Below are 17,857 nucleotides of genomic sequence, written 5' to 3' on the forward strand. Positions count from 1 at the left end.
TTTTCATTACATTAAATTTTCTGGGTTTAATTTCTCTAGCTCTGCAATAACGAAACGACCGTCTTTACGAATCAAAACGTCATCAAAGTAAATCTCGCCGCCGCCATACTCAGGGCGCTGAATTAACACCATGTCCCAATGTACAGATGAGCGATTCGTATTATCGGCAGTTTCATAGGCTTGACCCGGCGTAAAATGAATACTGCCATCGATCTTCTCATCGAATAGGATATCTTTCATTGGATGCTTGATGAAAGGATTCACACCGATTGCGAATTCGCCAATAAAGCGTGCGCCATCATCAGTATCGAGAATATCGTTCAGCTTTTTGCTATCATTGCTGGTCGCTTCTATGATCCGGCCATTTTCAAATCGGAGTACGATGTTTTCGAAAGAAGTGCCGCTGTAGATGGTCGGCGTATTATAGCTAATGACACCGTTGACAGATGTTTTCACAGGTGCGGAGTAAACTTCGCCATCTGGGATGTTTCTAAGCCCTGAACAGGGGACTGCTCCAATATTTTTAATAGAGAAGCTAAGGTCGGTTCCTGGGGAAACGAGTCGCACACGATCTGTACGATTCATTAAATCAACCAAAGATTCCATAGCAACAGCCATTTTGCTGTAATCAAGATTACAAACATTGAAGTAGAAATCTTCAAAAGCTTCCGTGCTTTTACCAGCCAATTGCGCCATCGAAGGATTTGGGTAACGCATTACACACCATTTGGTATTATTGATGCGCTCGTCAAATAGAGGACGTTGGAAAAATTTTAAATATAATTTCATTTGCTCATCGGGAACATCGGAAGATTCAGTTATGTTGTCTCCGCTTCGTACGGCAACGTAGGCATCCATCTGTTTCATACGGGCCAGCTCAAAATCCGACCATTCTTTGAACTGCTCCTCCGTGCCTCCTAGCTGCAGACTTCTAAGAATAGCAGGCTCACGAAGCTCTATGAATGGTTTGCCGCCAACCGCATACACTTCTTCAATAAAGCATTTTGCAAGCTCGGGGTCTTTGACACCGATCATTTCAATTAATATGTTCTCGCCGGGTTGTAAGCTTACAGAGTAGCGGATAATGTTACGTGCGAAGGTTTGTAATCTTGGATCTCTCATACGGTAGGACTCCCTCATTTGAAAATAGTTACTTTCAAATTATAGCGTATTCGTCAACTCGATGCGAATTCATTAAGTCATTTCGTGGAAGTGTACGGGTATGCTACAATGTAAATCGATGTAAAGCTGTAGCGATCAGTGAATGAATCAAACACAACTAGAGGAGGACTTCATGGCAAAACAACAAATTAAAGTGCCTTTCGGATACGAACCGCCGGCTCAAACCCGTAAAGGAACGGTCCTCATCTTCGAAACTTTCGAGGATTGGACAGACACAGACATTGGCCGTATAGCCTCATGGGCAGATAAGCGGAAGTTTGTCCGCGCGATTTTTTACCCGCAGCACGAAGAGACTCTGCGTAGAATGGGAATTCCTTGCGATTTACCGTTTCATGCGCGAGTAAAACAGTTGGAAAGTTATTTGCGCCAGACACCTTCGTCTGTCCTGCTGGATATCGATACATGGGAAGGGAAAAGGAAAAAATATACGCCCTTGGATACCTCGTTGAATTTTTTAACAGAAAAAAATCCAGGACCCTATTTTATCATGGTGAGCGATCGTTATGCGAACCTCTTCGTGACCTATCCATCGTTTAAGGAATGGATTAAGAAAGTACGGTTGGTCATTGATGTCCGATTCGACGCTCAGCTGCATGATAAGCTATACGATTACTCGGAGCGATGGGAAGTTGTTGATCTTACAAATGAACATCAATAAACCCCTTACGAACGGTAGATTATTTATTCTTATTTTAGTCGTGACCGTCGCAGGGATGAGTCAGGGGATGCTGATGCCACTGCTGACGATTCTGCTCGATCGCTCCGGCGTATCTGCCGACGCCAACGGTTTTAATGCAGTGGCGCTCTATATTGGAATCTTTTCGACGATGTTTTTTATAGAAAAACCAGTAAGACGGTTCGGGTATAAGCCAGTAATAACGGTGGGAATGATCCTTGTTACGTTAGCAACATGTCTATTCCCAGTTTGGCAGCAGCTAGGCTTCTGGTTTGTGCTTCGATTAATGGTTGGGGTCGGAGACAGCGCCCTTCATTTTGCAACGCAACTCTGGATCGTTTCCTCGAGCCCCAAAGCGCATAGAGGTCGGAATATATCCTTATATGGTATGGCCTATGGCCTCGGATTCAGCTTGGGCCCTATTGGCATTAGCCTGCTGAAGTCGGGAACATGGGTACCTTTTCTCACAACGAGCGGTTTTTTCCTAATCGTTCTAGCGTTCTTGCTGCGATTGCCAAATGAACGACCAGAGCAGAGTGAGAGCGGTGAAGCTGTACATAAACGGGCCTCAAAGGTATTTGCGCTTGCGTGGTTTCCACTCATTCCATCATTGCTTTATGGGTATATGGAAGCCTCGATGAATAGCAACTTTCCGCTCTATGCGCTCCGTATAGGCCTCACTGAGGACAATATTGGATTGCTGTTGCCGATTATCGGCATAGGTGGTCTCATCATGCAACTGCCCCTAGGTATTTGGAGCGATCGTATTGGACGCAAAAACATCTTGATGGTAGCAGGCTTCGTTGGAGCATTTGCTTTTGTATGTCTGCCTTTAGCGGGCAGTAATATGTGGTTAATCGGCGTTCTCTTTGGCATTGCAGGAGGGATGGTAGGCTCGTTCTTCTCGCTAGGACTGGCTTATGCCGCAGACATTTTGCCGAAGCACTTACTGCCAACTGCAAATGTCATTGGTTCTATCCAGTACAGCATGGGAAGCATCGCTGGTCCGCTCATTGGCGGTTTAAGTCTTCGTTATCTTAGTTATGCAAGCATTTTTTACTTCCTTGGCTTCTTTTATTTCATATTTGTGGTAGCTGGCTTTGCTTTTCAACGTTCTGGAGGATGGAAAAAGACACTCAGACCTTAACGGGTACTTGAGTGTCTTTATTAATTAATGGAATTAACCGATTACGTAGCTAGCTGCGCGGTCCGTCATATAGCGTTCGATTAAAATGGTTAGCATGGAAATGCCGATTTCATTTTCTCCGCCTTCGGGAATAATGATGTCGGCATATTTCTTGGAAGGCTCGATAAATGCATCATGTATGGGCTTAACTGTCATTAAGTATTGATCGAATACGGATTGCAGCGTCCGGCCTCGTTCATTGATATCACGAGAAAGACGACGTAATATCCTGACATCAGAATCCGTATCTACGAACACTTTAATATTCAAAGCGCCGCGCAGCTCTTCATCGGTCAGTACATGAATCCCTTCCAGTAACACAATCGGCTTCACTTCAATATGAATGGTTTCTTGCGAGCGAGCATACTTGGAAAAATCATAAACGGGAATATCAACTGAATTTCCGTTTCTTAATTCGCTTAAATGCTGTAAGAGCAAACCGTTCTCAAATGCGTTTGGATGATCGTAATTTATGCGTTCCCGCTCTTCGAAAGTAAGATTACTATGAGGAAGATAATAATTATCTTGCGATATTAATGTCACGTTCGCAGAACCCAGCTTGTTCATGATGGAACGAGCAACTGTTGTTTTTCCTGATCCGGTACCCCCGGCTATACCAATAACAAGCATGAATTGTAGTGCCTCCCCAAGTAACTTGAAACGTATCCCGATTAGTTTAACATAATGTTCGTCAAAAATGAAAAAAGCGATCGTTTTTCGATCGCTTTTTTCATCTTTGAAGCTTATTAACGGATTTGTTTGGGGGTGTGAAACTTTTCCTGATTGGCCTCAAGATCCTGTGAGGCTTGTGTCAATTGCTCCAATGTCTGCTGTACTTGCTGTCCGTATTCCTGTGTATCAAAGGTGTGTAATTGGTCTTGTGCTGCAATTATTTGCTGCTTTGCCTGAACGAGTGCGGCTTGAGCCGATTGAATGGCTTGAGGATCGGCTCGCGTAATTGCCATATGAAGCTTATGTTCAACTTTCTGTGCAATCAGAATGGCTTGTTCGGCTGCTTCCATCGCGTGTTTAACGGGTGCTTGGTGTTGTCTGCTCTCTGTCATCTTATGTAGTTCCTCCTTAGATGAATAAGTGTTCGTTGGTGTTTGAATTCGACTCTACTACATTGCTCTAAATGTAGAGGAATCATTCCTATAGCGGGAAATTGTTTTATTTCCTGGGCAAGCGCAAAATATGAGGGTTGTTTATTAAATTCGACATCTATTATTGGAAAATTCTTAATAAATAAACAAATTTAAAGATTGTTTAGGCGATAACTTATAGAATCAAAATAAAGATGGACAAACGAAAGGATTCTTTTTAAGCTAGAACTAATCGATATTTTTTGACAAGAATAGACATTGAAGGCTTGATAGGGGATGAAGGTATGACAAAATTAAATCGTCTAAGCTTGATTGCGGCAGCTACCGTGCTGCTTTCTGGATGCGGTGCTGCCAAGACGAATCAGGCAAACGTTGCAACATATAAACCCACCTTAGAAGTAAGCGCTGATGTAAAAGACGATACGGCAACCTTACATATATCGACAGATCTCATCTTATCCAAAGAGCATTATGACCATGCACGCAAACAAGGCGAAGGCCATATCCATTTATCCCTGGACCAAGGGGAAAAGGTTAATGTAATGGACAGACAGGAGGTATTGGAGCACTTGAGTAAAGGCGCACATACCGTTAAATTATCTCTACATAATAATGATCATACCCCATACGATGTAAGCAAAACGATTAATTTCGATGTGAAATAGGAGCCCATATCTTGTGCCAAATATAAAAAAGAGATTAAGTTTGCAGCAACGAATCATCTTTCTTGTGACGTGCGCAACGGTACTCATGCTGTCGACGATGATGGCTTTCGATACGATTAGTTTAAATCAATCGATCCGCCAAGCTTATGTAAGTCAGATAAGCGGGATGACCATTGCGATCAACGGACGTTATGAAGAATCACACTCTATAAGCGATATTCAACAAATTTTTGATTATATTCAGTATAAAAATAACCGTGTTCTTGAAATGAAGCTCTATGATAAACAGGGAAAGATTTTGGCGGCTTCCAATCGCTTGGAGGTTGGGAAAATTCTACATCCGTCTAGAGTCATGCTGCCGGCTGAAGATAAAACCATTGTTGACCGCATGCCAATGGAGGAGAGTGATAAGCCCATCGTACGCTTAACTGCTCCTCTACAAGAGGATGGCGCTGTGGTTGGAGCCGTTGAGGTGATTTTCGATTCTTCCGAGGAAACGGCATTACTCAAGGCTCGCACGAAGTTAATCCTAGTAGTTGGCATTAGCATCGCCATCATTTTATCTACGCTATTATGGCTGATTTTGCGCAAGATTGTCATTCGTCCGCTGCACCGATTAAGGGAAGCAGCAACCCTTGCGAAGCAAGGCGTCGAGCTGCCTAAGCTTGAATTCAAAGCATCCCCCGAAATCGAAGACGTATCCGACGCGTTTAATGATATGGTGGATAACTTGGATTTACGTTACCAAGAGCTCCAGCATGCATTGCACACGCTGCAAAGCACGCAGGATAAGCTTGTGCAATCTGAGAAAATGGGAGCACTGGGTGGACTTGTCGCTGGTGTTTCACATGAGATTAATACCCCGATCGGAATCGGCGTGACGGCTGTCTCTTATCTGGATCAGAAGACGAAGGAATTCCAAAGCTTATATGAAACAGGGAAGATGAAGAAGTCCGACCTAGAACTGTTCCTTTCAGTTGTAAAAGAGACGAATGAAATGGTGCAGTCCAATTTAGACCGTGCGTCTTCTTTGATTCGCAGCTTCAAACAAATATCTGTTGATCAAAGCGTTGAGGTTAAGCGTTCCTTTCACCTCCATGAGTATTTGAAGGGCATCATTGTGAGCTTGAAACCAACTTTGAAAAAAACGAGGCTTCGTGTGCATGTATATTGCGAGGATCATTTAGTGCTCTACTCGTATCCAGGCGCTTTATCCCAAATCATCACGAATTTAGTGATGAATTCATTGAATCATGCCTATGCCCCTGAAGAGGAAGGAAACCTTCATTTGTGTGTAGCTGATCATGGAGATCGAATTACCTTGGCCTACACAGATGACGGTAAAGGAATGAACCAGGAGGTTCTAGATCAAATTTTCGATCCTTTCTTTACTACGTGTCGTGGTAAGGGGGGAACAGGACTTGGTATGAATATTGTTTACAATTTAGTCACGCAATCGCTTGGTGGCACCATTCGTTGTTCCAGCTCCTTAGGTAAAGGGAGCCTGTTCCAAATTGAAATTCCAAAAGAGGAGGAATCCGTGTAATGACATATAACGACCAGCCGATTGATCAAGATGAGCTACTTTTTGCAGATGAGGAAGATACGGATTCCGTTGTAGAAGCAGAAGGCGACCAAGAGCCATGGGTTGTGCTAATTGTTGACGATGAAAAACAAATTCATCAAGTAACGAAGATGGTTTTGCAGGATTTTGAATTTGATGGAAAAAAACTTGAGTTTCACAGCGCTTTTTCGGCACATGAAGCCAAACAATTGCTGACGAATCAGCCGAAAGCAGCTTTGGTCTTGTTAGATGTTGTGATGGAGCAGGATGATGCGGGACTCCAAGTTGTGAAATACATTCGCGAGGAACTGAGGAATCGCGCAATTCGTATTATTTTGCGTACGGGTCAGCCGGGTCAAGCTCCTGAGAAAACCGTGATTATGGATTATGACATTAATGACTACAAGGAAAAAACAGAGTTAACTACTCAAAAGTTGTTCACAACGGTTGTTACCGCTCTTCGTTCTTACCGGGATATTAAAACGATCGAGAAGAGTAGGTCGGGATTAGAAGAAATCATTAAATCTTCAGCTACTCTGTTCGAGCTGCAATCGATGAAAAAGTTCGCGTCAGGCGTACTGACGCAAATGACGTCTATCGTGAATTTACATAAGAACGCTCTTCACTGCAGTTTCGCGGTAACGAAAGGTATAGAGGACATCTATATTTTAGCGGCTAGCGGCGACTATGCTTCAGGAAGCGATCAAAGGGCCCGCGATGTAGTCCCGGACGAGGTCCTTGGTGAGATTGAGCAAGCTTTCCATACGAAAAAAAGTTCCTTCGCTCCGGATCGCTTCGTTATTTATTTTCAGAGCAAAATGGGCATGGAAAATGTCATTTATATGAATGGATTCAAGGCACTCACCGAATGGGAGCACTATCTGGTAGATATTTATTGTACGAACGTATCGGTTGCCTTCGAGAACATTTATTTAAACGAGGAATTGGAAAGCACGCAGAATGAAATCATTTATACAATGGGTGAAATTACGGAGACAAGATCGAAGGAAACTGGTCATCATGTAAAGCGGGTAGCGGAGTATTCGCGTCTGCTCGCGATTAAGTACGGTTTATCAGAACAAGAAGCAGAAGTTATCAGACTCGCCTCCCCGATGCATGATGTCGGCAAAGTCGGCATCCCCGACGCGATTTTGAATAAGCCAGCCGCGTTAACCAAAGAAGAGTTTGATATTATGAAAACTCATTCAAATCTAGGTTACGAGATGTTGAAGCACTCAAACAAACAAGTTCTGAATGCTGCAGCCATTATCGCACAGCAGCATCATGAGAAGTATGATGGCATGGGCTACCCGCAAGGTCTCAAGGGCGAAGAGATTCACATCTATGGGCGAATCACCGCGTTAGCGGATGTATTTGACGCTTTGTGCAGCGATCGTGTCTACAAGAAGGCGTGGGAGCTAGAAAGGGTGCTTGAGCTCCTGAGGTCAGAACGTGGGCATCACTTCGATCCTGTTATTGTTGACCTCTTCTTAGCCCATCTTGACGAATTTCTCGTCATTAAAGAAAAATATAAAGAACAACGTTAGCTTAACCAAAAAGGCTGGTCTCCCGTGGATGATTGACGGTAGATCAGCCTTTTTTTATTTGATTATTCAAAAATACGCTCAACTCTGTAATTAGGAAAGTCGCCTCGGAAGATGCCGAAATTGTATTCAAGTGGGGTCTGATCGATTAAATAGGTAAAGGTTTTGACCTGTAAGCAGGGCATGCCTTCTTTAATATTGAGCAATTTACTCGCGGTTTTGTCGGCGAGCACAGGTTTGATATTTTCAACAGAGCGATGAATGCTTAATTTGTACTTTGTCTTCAGATGCGTAAAAAGGGAGCCGTCCCAGTTATCATTGGATAATCCAGGTGCTAAACTCCAAGGGATGAAGGTTCTTTCGTAAATGAGAGGCTCTTCATCTGCATACCGAACACGGATGATTCGGGTGATCGGCGAGTTCGTCGGAATTTGCAGAAATTCGTCAAGCGGCGACTCAGCAGGAATAACGCTTGCCTCGATAATTTTGTTGCCAGGTACTTTACCTTGGGAAAGAATATCTTCAGCAAAGCTCCGAGTGGGCAGGAGCTGAAGTTCTTTGCGTTTAATAAACGTTCCTTTGCCCTGGATGCGTTCGAGAATACCCTCGCTTTCAAGTTCCTGCAAAGCAAACCGGACTGTCGTTCTGCTCACTTGAAATTGCTCGCAAAGCTCGGATTCTGTCGGAATACGATCTCCTACTTTGTACACACCTAGCTGAATATCTTTCATTATTTGTTCCTTTACGACAAAGTAAAGGGAGTTTCGATGTCTCTTTGTCATTACAAATATCCTCCGCTAACATGTGTTGTCATCTTTTTACATTATAAAGCAATAGACAATGAATGTGAATAGGAAGCTATTGGTTTAAAAACTAAAAAAATAGCGTTATTTTTAATATTTTTTGTTAAATTTCTAATTGACATTTGTAGTTACAAATAATAACATTGATTTAAATGTTATTACAAATAAAATATGGCATGGGGGGCTTTTTAATGAAAACGATTACCTTGAGCAAAACTGTTGTATGCGCTTTATTTGTTGGGTCCGTTGTATCAGGTTGCAGCGTTGCTCCATCTTCAAATCCTAGTTCATCTCCAACGGCAGTAAGCTCAGCGGGGGCCACAGGTGAACCGTCCAAGACCGCACTCGATTGGAGCAAATTAGACGATCCCTCTCTGAAAGGTAAGACAATTACGGTTATTCTTGTTGACCCGGACGGTAAACTCACTGACATTACGAAGAAGTTTACTGAACAAACAGGGATTAAAGTGAATGTGATTGGCGTTGATTATAACTCGCTGTATGGTAAAATCACGACGGCCTCACTTTCCAATTCCTCGGATATCGATGTTATTGAAATGGATACCATCTGGGCCGGCCAATTTTTCAAAGGTAACATTGCGGAAGATTTGACAACTGTCATTCCAGCCGATGTGCTTAAGAAATATACGCAATCTTCGCTTGATTCGGTCATTTATGATAAACATGTTGTTGCGATGCCTTACTATTCAAGCACCAAGCATCAGTATTGGAACAAGGAAATGTTGAAGAAAGCCGGTTACGACGCACCTCCGAAGACACTAGATGAATTCCGTGCGATGTCGAAGAAATTAACGCAATCAGGCATATACGCGTCAGGTTGGTCTTGGAAGCAAGCAGAGTCGCTGAATATTGATTTCGGGACGATCGTTTCTGCGATGGGAGGTAAGTTCGTAGACGAGAAAGGTCAAATTAAAGTGAATTCCAAAGAAGCGGTAGCAGCGCTTCAATATATGAGCGATCTCATTAATGTCGATAAAACAGTGGATCCCGGTAGCTTGCAATGGACGGAAGACGATGTGAAGAATGCTTTTGCAGCTGGGAAAATTTCATTGATGAACAACTGGGAAGGCATGTTTACCGATCTGAATGATCCTACTAAGTCTCAGGTAGTCGGGAAGTCGGACATGAGCTTGATTCCTGGGCAAGGTAGTGTAGTCTCAGCGGCTATTTCAGGTTCTGAAGGTATCGCCATTATGAAAAGTAGTAAAAATAAGCAAGCAGCACTTGCTTTTCTGAAGTGGATCGGCTCCAAGGATTTCCAACTGGCTGATTATAAGGAGAAGGGTGTGTATCCTGCTTTGGCAGAACTTTACACAGACCCGCAAGTTATTGCCCTTGACGAATCCAAAACAATTGGGAAAGTATTGGAGCAATTTAATTATGGTTTTAATCGTCCGAACGCACCTGGTTACGTGGAGTGGGCAGATATTTTATCCAACCAAATTTATAGTGCGCTCATTATGAAGCAAACGCCTCAGCAAGCGCTTGACGAAGCGGCAGTTAAAATTGATGAGGCCATTAAGCGAGCAGCGAAGTAAACAAACAGGGGGAAATGCAGTGGCCGTTCGTGCGCGTAAAGATACGACGCTAGCAATCATTTTGCTAGCTCCAACGATTTACATTTTATTTAAAGTGTTCATTGTACCTATTTTTCAATCGACGGTATGGAGCTTTTATAAATACAATTTAATGGATGGATCTGCGATTGAACCTGTTGGTTTGCGCAATTACGCGGAAACGTTCCAGCTGCACGATTTCTGGGTATCTATGGGGAATACGGCTTACTTCACCGTTTTCTCCGTTGGATTTGAACTTATCTTAGGTTTTTTTAGTGCAATGGTCCTGAACCATATGTTTAAGGGGCGAATTTTCTTTCGCGGTATGATTATTGTTCCATGGGCCATGCTAACGCTCGTCAGCGGATTACTTTGGAACTGGATATATCAACCTGGGTATGGCGCTTTATCCGTAGTTTTGCACGATTTACATGTGCTTGCGCCGGATTCCAATCCTCTATGGCTTTCTAGTTCATTAAAGGTTGTTACCTTTGCCGCGATTGCAGATATATGGAAAATGACCCCTTTCATGACACTGCTTTTGCTTGCAGCTATGCAGTCAATTCCTGCCTCGCTGTATGAAGCAGCTGTTATGGATGGAGCTGGTTTCTGGAAAAAGATCACCCATATTACGATCCCGCAGCTTCTTCCTGCGGCGATCGTAGCCGTGGTGCTGCGGATCATAGGAGCGTATCGTGTGTATGACATATTAACTGTTTTTACGGGAGATCCGAAGACTTCGATTTCCTATCTGACCTTCAATTACTCGTTTCGTTATTTCTATCTGGGTAAAGCTTCGGCTATGGCGTGGGTTTCCACATTATTCATCCTCATTCTGATTATTATTTATATCATGTTACTCAAAAAAAATCAGGATATGGAAGCATAGGAGGCAGCAGATGAATCAGATGAAGCAGCAAGTGGAGCACAACACACCCACGGCAGCGTCAACCCAATGGAGATCGCTTTTGTTTAAAGTGAATTCGAATGAATTGATGCCGCCTTTTTATTTATGGTTGACCATTGTCGCATTAACATTATTTACCTTAGCACCATTCGTTTACTTAATTACGACCTCATTCAGTCAGTCTAAGGATCTACTCTCAGGAAATCTCATTCCGCAATCCCTGACACTATCGAATTATGGCAAATTATTTGATGGGAAGGCTGGCAGTGATTTTTTACACGCCATTTATAACAGTATTTCAGTTGGTTTCTGGACAACAGGCATTACCATTTTCGTGGGGATTTTCGCTTCATATGCACTTGCTCGATTACGTTTTCGTTTACGTGTGACGGTGCTATTTACGATTTTGGCTATGCAGCTTTTGCCATCGATTAGTATTATCGTGCCCATGTACATCATGATGCGGGATGGCATATCTATAAACATTCCATTCACCTCGATTGCGCTGCTGCACACGAAGCCGCTATTAGACACGCATTTTGCGCTGACCGTTGCTTACATCTCGTTTTCGTTGCCCTTTGCGATTTGGCTGATGACCGGATATTTTCAATCGATTTCCAAAGAGCTGGAAGAGGCTTCCTACATGGATGGTTGCGGTAAATTAAACACAATGTTTCGGATTATTCTTCCATTGGCCCTTCCAGGCATTGCAGCAACAGCGATTTTCACCTTTTTGAATTCATGGGACGAGTACATGTTCGCAAGTGCTTTTAGTCAAACCTATGCTTCCAAAACATTGCCAATTGCAGTTAGAGAATTTATTGGTAAACATAGTATCGATTGGGGCTTGATGACAGCTGGAGGCGTGATTGCTTCGCTGCCACCAGTGCTGATTTCATTATTCTTATACCGTTATATCGTCAGCGGCCTATCGGCTGGAGCAGTGAAAGAATAAAAAATCTGCAAATATCGGCAAAATCGGAATATTTAAAGCAAAAAAGCCGAATCCTGATTATAATTAGCAAATATTCTGCCCCTCCCTCTTTTTTACGAAGACGGAGGGGCATTTATTTTAGTTTACAATTCCTGTATGCTAGAAAAGGGCTTGAGATAGACAGAAAGAGGGTGTCACCTTGGAAGGAGTCGGACTCGTACTGGAAGGCGGAGGTATGCGTGGGGTATATACCGCAGGAGTCTTGGAGTACTTTATGGAACAAAATTTGTATTTTCCTTATGTGGTTGGCGTTTCGGCCGGCGCTTGCAACGCGGTTTCATATATCTCGAAACAGCAAGGACGCAACAAGAAAGTGACCATTGGGTATATTAGCGATCCCCGCTATTTGAGCTATCGTAATCTAATTCGTCATAAAAGTATATTTGGTATGGATTTTATTTTTAATGTACTGCCAAATGAGCTCGTCCCGTTTGATTATGACACATTTTACAATTCAGATCAGCAATTCGCGATAGGCACAACGGATGCTCATTCTGGGCAACCCATTTATTACACGAAGCATCAACTGATGAAGCAAACGATGCCGATTGTTCAAGCATCCAGCTCGCTGCCTTTTGTAGCTACGCCTATTCATTATGAAGGCCGCACTTTGTTTGATGGAGGGCTGGTGGATCCGATTCCTGTACAAAAGTCAGTCGCTGATGGTAATAAGAAGCATGTTATCGTGTTAACAAAGGAATATGGATACCGTAAACGACCATTTAAGCAAGGTTGGTTAGCTAGAAGTATTTATCCTCAATATAACGGATTAGTCAACGTGCTGGTTAATCGAAGTGAGATCTACAATAATACGTTGGAGACGATTGGGCGTATGGAGCATGAGGGAAGCGCGATAGTTATTCGCCCATCGGCCAAAGTGGTGGTGGGTCGCATGGAAAAAGATCCGAAGAAGTTGGAGGCTTTACATGAACTAGGGTATGAGGATGCGAAGCGAATGGGGCAACAAATGAAAGACTGGCTGTAGGTATAGCCCATTGAAATCTAATGAGTTTCCTGCATAAGCGTTGCAATCAAAGGAAACTTCATGTATGGTAGTAGATACAAACCAATAAGACCCACGGGAGCTTGAGGAGTCAGGCTGAGAATGTGACCATAACTGTCACTAACCGTTAATCTGATCTGGGTAATGCCAGCGTAGAGAATTAGCACAAATGTACGTCCATACGAATTATATCGCATGGGTTTCTCATTTTCTACTCACATGGCGCTCCCGGATTCCGGGGGCTTTTTCTTTTGGTTTAAATCAGAGAGGAGACAGCTACAAATGAAATGGAGTCACATTGCACCACTAATGCTAGTCAGCGCGACTGTAGCCTTATCCGGATGTGGGAATCAAGCGGCAAAACCAGATGCGACATCAACTAAAGCACCAGCTGCTTCGGCGACAGCCACCGCTAGTCAAGCGCCTGTTAAGAAATTAACCGATGTGAAGGTGGTCTTGGATTGGACACCGAATACGAACCACACTGGACTCTACGTGGCCAAAGATCAAGGCTTCTTTGAGCAAGAAGGCTTAAATGTACAAATTATCCAACCTGGTGAAGGTGGAGCCGATACGATGATTGCCTCGGGAGCTGCTGAATTCGGTGTCAGCTATCAGGAAGGCGTCACCCAAGGACGTATTCAAGGCGTACCGTTAGTGTCAATCGCAGCTGTTATTCAGCACAATACGTCTGGTTTTGCATCACCTATAGCTAAAAATATCAAGACGCCTAAGGATTTTGAAGGCAAAACCTATGGCGGTTGGGGCGCTCCAGCTGAAAATGCGATGATTGAATCGCTTATGCAATCTGAAAAAGCAGATGCTTCCAAAGTGAAAATGGTTAATATTGGGGATGCGGATTATTTCACGGCCGTGAAACGTGATATCGATTTTGCCTGGATTTTTTATGCATGGACTGGCGTTGATGCTGAGCTACGCGGTGAACCGCTCAACATGATTTATTTGAACAAATATTCGGATAAACTGGATTATTACACACCAGTTTTGGCGACAAATGAGAAAATGATCAAAGAGAAACCGGAGCTAGTTAAAGCATTCACTGCTGCTGCGGCTAAAGGCTATCAATTTGCAATCGATAAACCGGAGGATGCGGCTAACATTTTAATCAAAGCTGTACCGGATTTGGATAAGAAGCTCGTGATGGCTAGTCAAAAATGGCTCAGTCCACGCTATAAAGACGATGCGCCTCGCTGGGGCGAACAGAAGCGCAGTGTTTGGGAGAATTATGCGAACTGGATGCTGGAGCATAAACTGTTAGAGAAAAACTTAGAAATCGACAAGGCGTTTACGAACGATTTCTTGCCAGCTGGTTCCAAATAATCAAAGGAAAAGGAGTTGAGCTCTATGGCTAATGCTCTTGTTAGTATTCAAATTATTCCTAAAACAAAAAATAACGAAGATGTAATTCCCTATGTAGATCGCGCGATTGAAGTGATTGCCAAGTCTGGCGTTAAATATTTTGTCAGTCCGTTAGAAACAACGATGGAAGGGGAACTGGCTCAGCTTCTTGCTATTATCCAGGATATGAATGAAGCTATGATCGAAATGGGAAGCCCAAATGTGATTTCCCAAGTCAAGATTTATTTCAACCCTTCAGGCGCGTCGATGGACAAGCTGACAGAAAAGTACAGATAATGAAACAGCATCGCTGGTTCAAAGCGGGATGGCCACCATTCGTTGTGGTCATCCTTGTGTTGCTTTCATGGCAGCTTGCCGTTACTTGGGGGAATACGGCTAGTTGGCTATTGCCAAGCCCGCTAAAAATCGTGACAGATGGGACGACAGACATGTCGCGTGTGTGGATGCACACTCTTGCAACGATGCGGATTATGCTCATTGGGTTTGGAGTTGGGGTCAGCATCGGGATCGTCACGGCTAGCTTGCTGCATGCGGTGCCGGGGTTTAAAGCTGGTTTTTATCCGCTCCTTATTTTATCGCAAAATGTTCCTACAATAGCATTAGGGCCCCTACTAATCATATTATTCGGCTTCGGCATTTTACCTAAAATCATATTAATTGCTTTGGTTTGTTTCTTTCCTGTGACCATGGCTACGTTAGATGGATTCATGCAAACAGACCGGAGCATGTACAATTATATGCAGATGATTGGGGCAAGCAAGCGGCATATTTTCTTTAAGCTTGAGCTGCCGCATGCCTTGCCTTTTTTCTTCTCGGGGCTCAAAATATCCGCCACCTATAGCGTGATGGGGGCTGTTATAGCAGAATGGTTGGGCAGCGGAGAAGGTTTAGGATATTATATGATTCTACAAAAATCCTCCTTTCGTGCTGACCGAGAATTCGTTGCCATATTCATTATCGTTAGCTTGAGTCTGCTGTTTTTCTGGCTTATTGCAGGGGTTGAGAAGCTTGTTATCCGCTGGAATGCCAAACGTTCATCGTAAGAGGGAGGTGATGAGTAGATGAGCAAATTAGAGCTTCGAGGCATATATCATTCCTTTCCAGTTAAAAAACAAAGAGTTTCTGTGCTTTCTAATATCACCCTGCATGTTAATGATGGAGAGTTTGTCTCGATTATTGGTCCTTCGGGTAGTGGGAAAAGCACGTTGTTTCATATTATTGGAGGTCTTTTGAAGCCTTCTGCGGGTGAGGTTTGGTTGGATGACGTTAACATTACAGGTAGAAAAGGGTTAATTAGCTACATGCCGCAGCAGCCAGCTTTATTTCCATGGCGATCGATAGAATCAAATGTTGTCATTGCGCAGGAAGTTGCAGGAGAGTCTCGCTCAAGCGCACTTGAAAAGGCTAGAGAGTGGCTGCCTAAGGTAGGATTAGGTGGTTATGAGAGAGAACTGCCACATATTTTGTCTGGAGGCATGCAGCAGCGCGTGTCTTTTTTGCGAGCACTGCTCAGTCCACAGGAGCTGATGTGCTTGGATGAACCGTTTGGCTCATTAGATGCTCTGACACGGCAAGATATGCAGGCTTGGCTGCTCAATATATGGGAACAGAACAAACGTTCCATTCTTTTTGTTACGCACAGTATTGAAGAGGCCTTGTTTTTATCGGATCGTATCTATGTGTTGTCTAACAAGCCGTCTACCGTTCTGGAAGAATTGAAGATTCCATTTTCACGACCTCGACAAGAGTCCGTCATGTTGGAACCAGAGTTTCAAAAATTGCGTCTCCATATACAAGCTCATCTGCGTAAGGAGATCATTTATGATAAAAGGCATTGATGCCCACATCCATCTGGATATGTATGATAGATCTAAAGCTGCAGCACTCCTTTCTGAGTTGGAAGAATATAATGTTCAAGCAGTAGTGGCCGTTTCAAGGCATCTAGAATCATGTATAGTGACGAAGCAACTAAGAGATAGTGCGCCTGACCGCGTATTCGCTGCATACGGATACCATCCTGAGCAAGAACTGCCAAATGAGGCGCAACTTATTGAATTAATGGAATGGGTCAGTAGCCATGCGGATGAAATGGTTGCTATTGGTGAAATTGGCTTGCCCTATTATATGCGGCAGGAAGCTGAGGAGAAAGGTATAACCTTTGATTTGACCCCGTATCTAAAGCTTTTAGATCGTCTGCTGGGACTAGCATCTAGCTTAAAGAAACCCGTAGTCCTACACGCTGTTTATGAAGATGCTGATCAGGTTTGCGACTTACTGGACAAGCATGGGATAGCTAAGGCACACTTTCATTGGTTTAAAGGTTCTGATGCAACGGTCAAGCGAATGATTCGTTCTGGATTTTATATTTCCATTACACCTGACGTCTTATATGAAGAAGAAATTCAAGCTTTGGTTCGGAGTTATCCTCTTGAGCGGTTAATGGTTGAAACGGACGGTCCTTGGCCTTTCGAAGGACCATTTGAAGGTCAAGAAACACATCCAAGGATCATTCATGCTGTTGTACAGCAAATTGCACTTCTCAAAGCTATTAAAGCTGAAGACGCAGCATATCGTCTCCAAATGAATACGAAGCAGTTTTACGGAATCTAAACGGATGGGAAAACGTAACTGGACATCAATTCGAACTGTCATTATAATGTAAAAGAGAACTTGTGTTCGATTTGAGATAAGGCGGGTGCGTTAGATGACAGTCAGATGCGGTTGGGTCAATGAAGACCCATTATATCGCGATTACCATGATCACGAATGGGGTGTTCCTGTCCATAATGATCGCCATCTGTTTGAAATGCTCAATCTAGAAGGTGCACAAGCTGGTTTAAGCTGGTACACGATACTGAAAAAGCGCGAGACCTACCGAGAAGCATTTGATCATTTCGATGCGCAGCAGATTGTGAACTACGACGAGGAAAAAATGTCCTCTTTATTGCAAAATACCGGCATCGTTCGCAATCGCTTGAAGATTGCCGCTGTCGTTCAGAACGCAAAGGCATTTCTTCAAATCCAAGATGAGTTCGGTAGTTTTGACCGTTACATTTGGGGGTTCGTAAATGGCCAAACTATCGTAAATCATTGGGATGATTTAAGCCAAGTGCCTGCTAAAACAGAGCAATCCGACGCGATGAGCAAGGACTTGAAAAAGCGAGGCTTTAAATTTATTGGATCAACAATTTGTTATGCCTATATGCAAGCTACAGGAATGGTAAACGATCATACAAAAGCTTGTTTCCGCTATACGCATCAATAATTAAAAAG

Annotated in this window: 19 protein-coding genes; 15 read left to right on the plus strand and 4 right to left on the minus strand. The window is 43.3% G+C overall.

What is annotated here, in order from left to right:
• Positions 1-6: 6 nt before the first annotated feature.
• Positions 7-1,122 (minus strand): aminopeptidase, encoded by a 1,116-nt coding sequence (locus GK047_RS11235; RefSeq protein ID WP_163945869.1) that lies wholly within the window; start codon positions 1,120-1,122, stop codon positions 7-9.
• 172 nt (positions 1,123-1,294) lie between these two features.
• Between GK047_RS11235 and GK047_RS11240 the strand changes: the two genes are divergently transcribed.
• Both GK047_RS11240 and GK047_RS11245 read left to right on the plus strand, forming a co-directional pair.
• Positions 1,295-1,840 carry a hypothetical protein gene (locus GK047_RS11240; RefSeq protein WP_163945872.1) on the plus strand — a complete coding sequence of 182 codons (546 nt, stop codon included), beginning with the start codon at positions 1,295-1,297 and terminating at the stop codon, positions 1,838-1,840.
• Entirely contained in the window at positions 1,827-3,005 is a 1,179-nt protein-coding gene (locus GK047_RS11245; protein WP_240343902.1) for an MFS transporter, read from the plus strand. Before GK047_RS11240 ends, GK047_RS11245 begins: the two co-directional genes overlap by 14 nt.
• 33 nt (positions 3,006-3,038) lie before the next feature.
• On the opposite strand, the gene udk is transcribed toward GK047_RS11245, so the two are convergent.
• A complete protein-coding gene (udk, locus tag GK047_RS11250; protein WP_163945875.1) occupies positions 3,039-3,674 on the minus strand; it encodes a uridine kinase in 636 nt (211 codons plus the stop codon).
• A 116-nt stretch (positions 3,675-3,790) separates the two neighbouring features.
• Positions 3,791-4,108 (minus strand): hypothetical protein, encoded by a 318-nt coding sequence (locus GK047_RS11255; RefSeq protein WP_163945878.1) that lies wholly within the window; start codon positions 4,106-4,108, stop codon positions 3,791-3,793.
• Positions 4,109-4,431: 323 nt separating this feature from the next.
• Between GK047_RS11255 and GK047_RS11260 the strand changes: the two genes are divergently transcribed.
• Genes GK047_RS11260 through GK047_RS11270 form a run of 3 tightly spaced genes read left to right on the plus strand, consistent with a single transcriptional unit; the run spans position 4,432 to position 7,923 of the window.
• Positions 4,432-4,812 carry a hypothetical protein gene (locus GK047_RS11260; RefSeq protein ID WP_163945880.1) on the plus strand — a complete coding sequence of 127 codons (381 nt, stop codon included), beginning with the start codon at positions 4,432-4,434 and terminating at the stop codon, positions 4,810-4,812.
• Positions 4,813-4,825: 13 nt separating this feature from the next.
• The gene (locus tag GK047_RS30350; protein ID WP_163945883.1) at positions 4,826-6,358 is read left to right on the plus strand and encodes an ATP-binding protein; all 1,533 of its coding nucleotides are present in this window, start codon (positions 4,826-4,828) and stop codon (positions 6,356-6,358) included.
• A complete protein-coding gene (locus tag GK047_RS11270; RefSeq protein ID WP_163945885.1) occupies positions 6,358-7,923 on the plus strand; it encodes a DUF3369 domain-containing protein in 1,566 nt (521 codons plus the stop codon). The genes GK047_RS30350 and GK047_RS11270 overlap by 1 nt, the downstream gene beginning before the upstream one ends.
• A gap of 62 nt (positions 7,924-7,985) precedes the next feature.
• On the opposite strand, the gene GK047_RS11275 is transcribed toward GK047_RS11270, so the two are convergent.
• A complete protein-coding gene (locus tag GK047_RS11275) occupies positions 7,986-8,702 on the minus strand; it encodes a GntR family transcriptional regulator (protein WP_163945888.1) in 717 nt (238 codons plus the stop codon).
• Between the two features lie 212 nt (positions 8,703-8,914).
• Between GK047_RS11275 and GK047_RS11280 the strand changes: the two genes are divergently transcribed.
• From GK047_RS11280 to GK047_RS11325, 10 genes are all read left to right on the plus strand, one after another.
• Positions 8,915-10,282 carry an ABC transporter substrate-binding protein gene (locus GK047_RS11280; RefSeq protein WP_163945892.1) on the plus strand — a complete coding sequence of 456 codons (1,368 nt, stop codon included), beginning with the start codon at positions 8,915-8,917 and terminating at the stop codon, positions 10,280-10,282.
• 19 nt (positions 10,283-10,301) lie between these two features.
• A complete protein-coding gene (locus tag GK047_RS11285; protein WP_163945894.1) occupies positions 10,302-11,189 on the plus strand; it encodes an ABC transporter permease subunit in 888 nt (295 codons plus the stop codon).
• A 10-nt stretch (positions 11,190-11,199) separates the two neighbouring features.
• Positions 11,200-12,162 carry a carbohydrate ABC transporter permease gene (locus GK047_RS11290; protein ID WP_163945897.1) on the plus strand — a complete coding sequence of 321 codons (963 nt, stop codon included), beginning with the start codon at positions 11,200-11,202 and terminating at the stop codon, positions 12,160-12,162.
• A 178-nt stretch (positions 12,163-12,340) separates the two neighbouring features.
• The gene (locus tag GK047_RS11295; protein ID WP_163945899.1) at positions 12,341-13,186 is read left to right on the plus strand and encodes a patatin-like phospholipase family protein; all 846 of its coding nucleotides are present in this window, start codon (positions 12,341-12,343) and stop codon (positions 13,184-13,186) included.
• Positions 13,187-13,486: 300 nt separating this feature from the next.
• Positions 13,487-14,545, plus strand: coding sequence for an ABC transporter substrate-binding protein (locus tag GK047_RS11300; protein ID WP_240343903.1), 1,059 nt, complete (start codon positions 13,487-13,489; stop codon positions 14,543-14,545).
• 24 nt (positions 14,546-14,569) lie between these two features.
• Positions 14,570-14,860: a thiamine-binding protein gene (locus tag GK047_RS11305; RefSeq protein WP_163945902.1), complete on the plus strand. Its 291-nt coding sequence runs from the start codon at positions 14,570-14,572 to the stop codon at positions 14,858-14,860.
• Positions 14,860-15,627, plus strand: coding sequence for an ABC transporter permease (locus GK047_RS11310; protein WP_163945905.1), 768 nt, complete (start codon positions 14,860-14,862; stop codon positions 15,625-15,627). Before GK047_RS11305 ends, GK047_RS11310 begins: the two co-directional genes overlap by 1 nt.
• A gap of 18 nt (positions 15,628-15,645) precedes the next feature.
• Complete coding sequence (locus GK047_RS11315; RefSeq protein WP_163945907.1) at positions 15,646-16,422, plus strand: ABC transporter ATP-binding protein; 777 nt, start codon at positions 15,646-15,648, stop codon at positions 16,420-16,422.
• The gene (locus GK047_RS11320; protein ID WP_163945910.1) at positions 16,406-17,194 is read left to right on the plus strand and encodes a TatD family hydrolase; all 789 of its coding nucleotides are present in this window, start codon (positions 16,406-16,408) and stop codon (positions 17,192-17,194) included. Before GK047_RS11315 ends, GK047_RS11320 begins: the two co-directional genes overlap by 17 nt.
• A gap of 94 nt (positions 17,195-17,288) precedes the next feature.
• Entirely contained in the window at positions 17,289-17,849 is a 561-nt protein-coding gene (locus GK047_RS11325) for a DNA-3-methyladenine glycosylase I (RefSeq protein WP_163945913.1), read from the plus strand.
• Positions 17,850-17,857: the final 8 nt, after the last annotated feature.

Source organism: Paenibacillus sp. SYP-B3998, from assembly GCF_010820665.1.
Taxonomy (GTDB): domain Bacteria; phylum Bacillota; class Bacilli; order Paenibacillales; family NBRC-103111; genus Paenibacillus_E.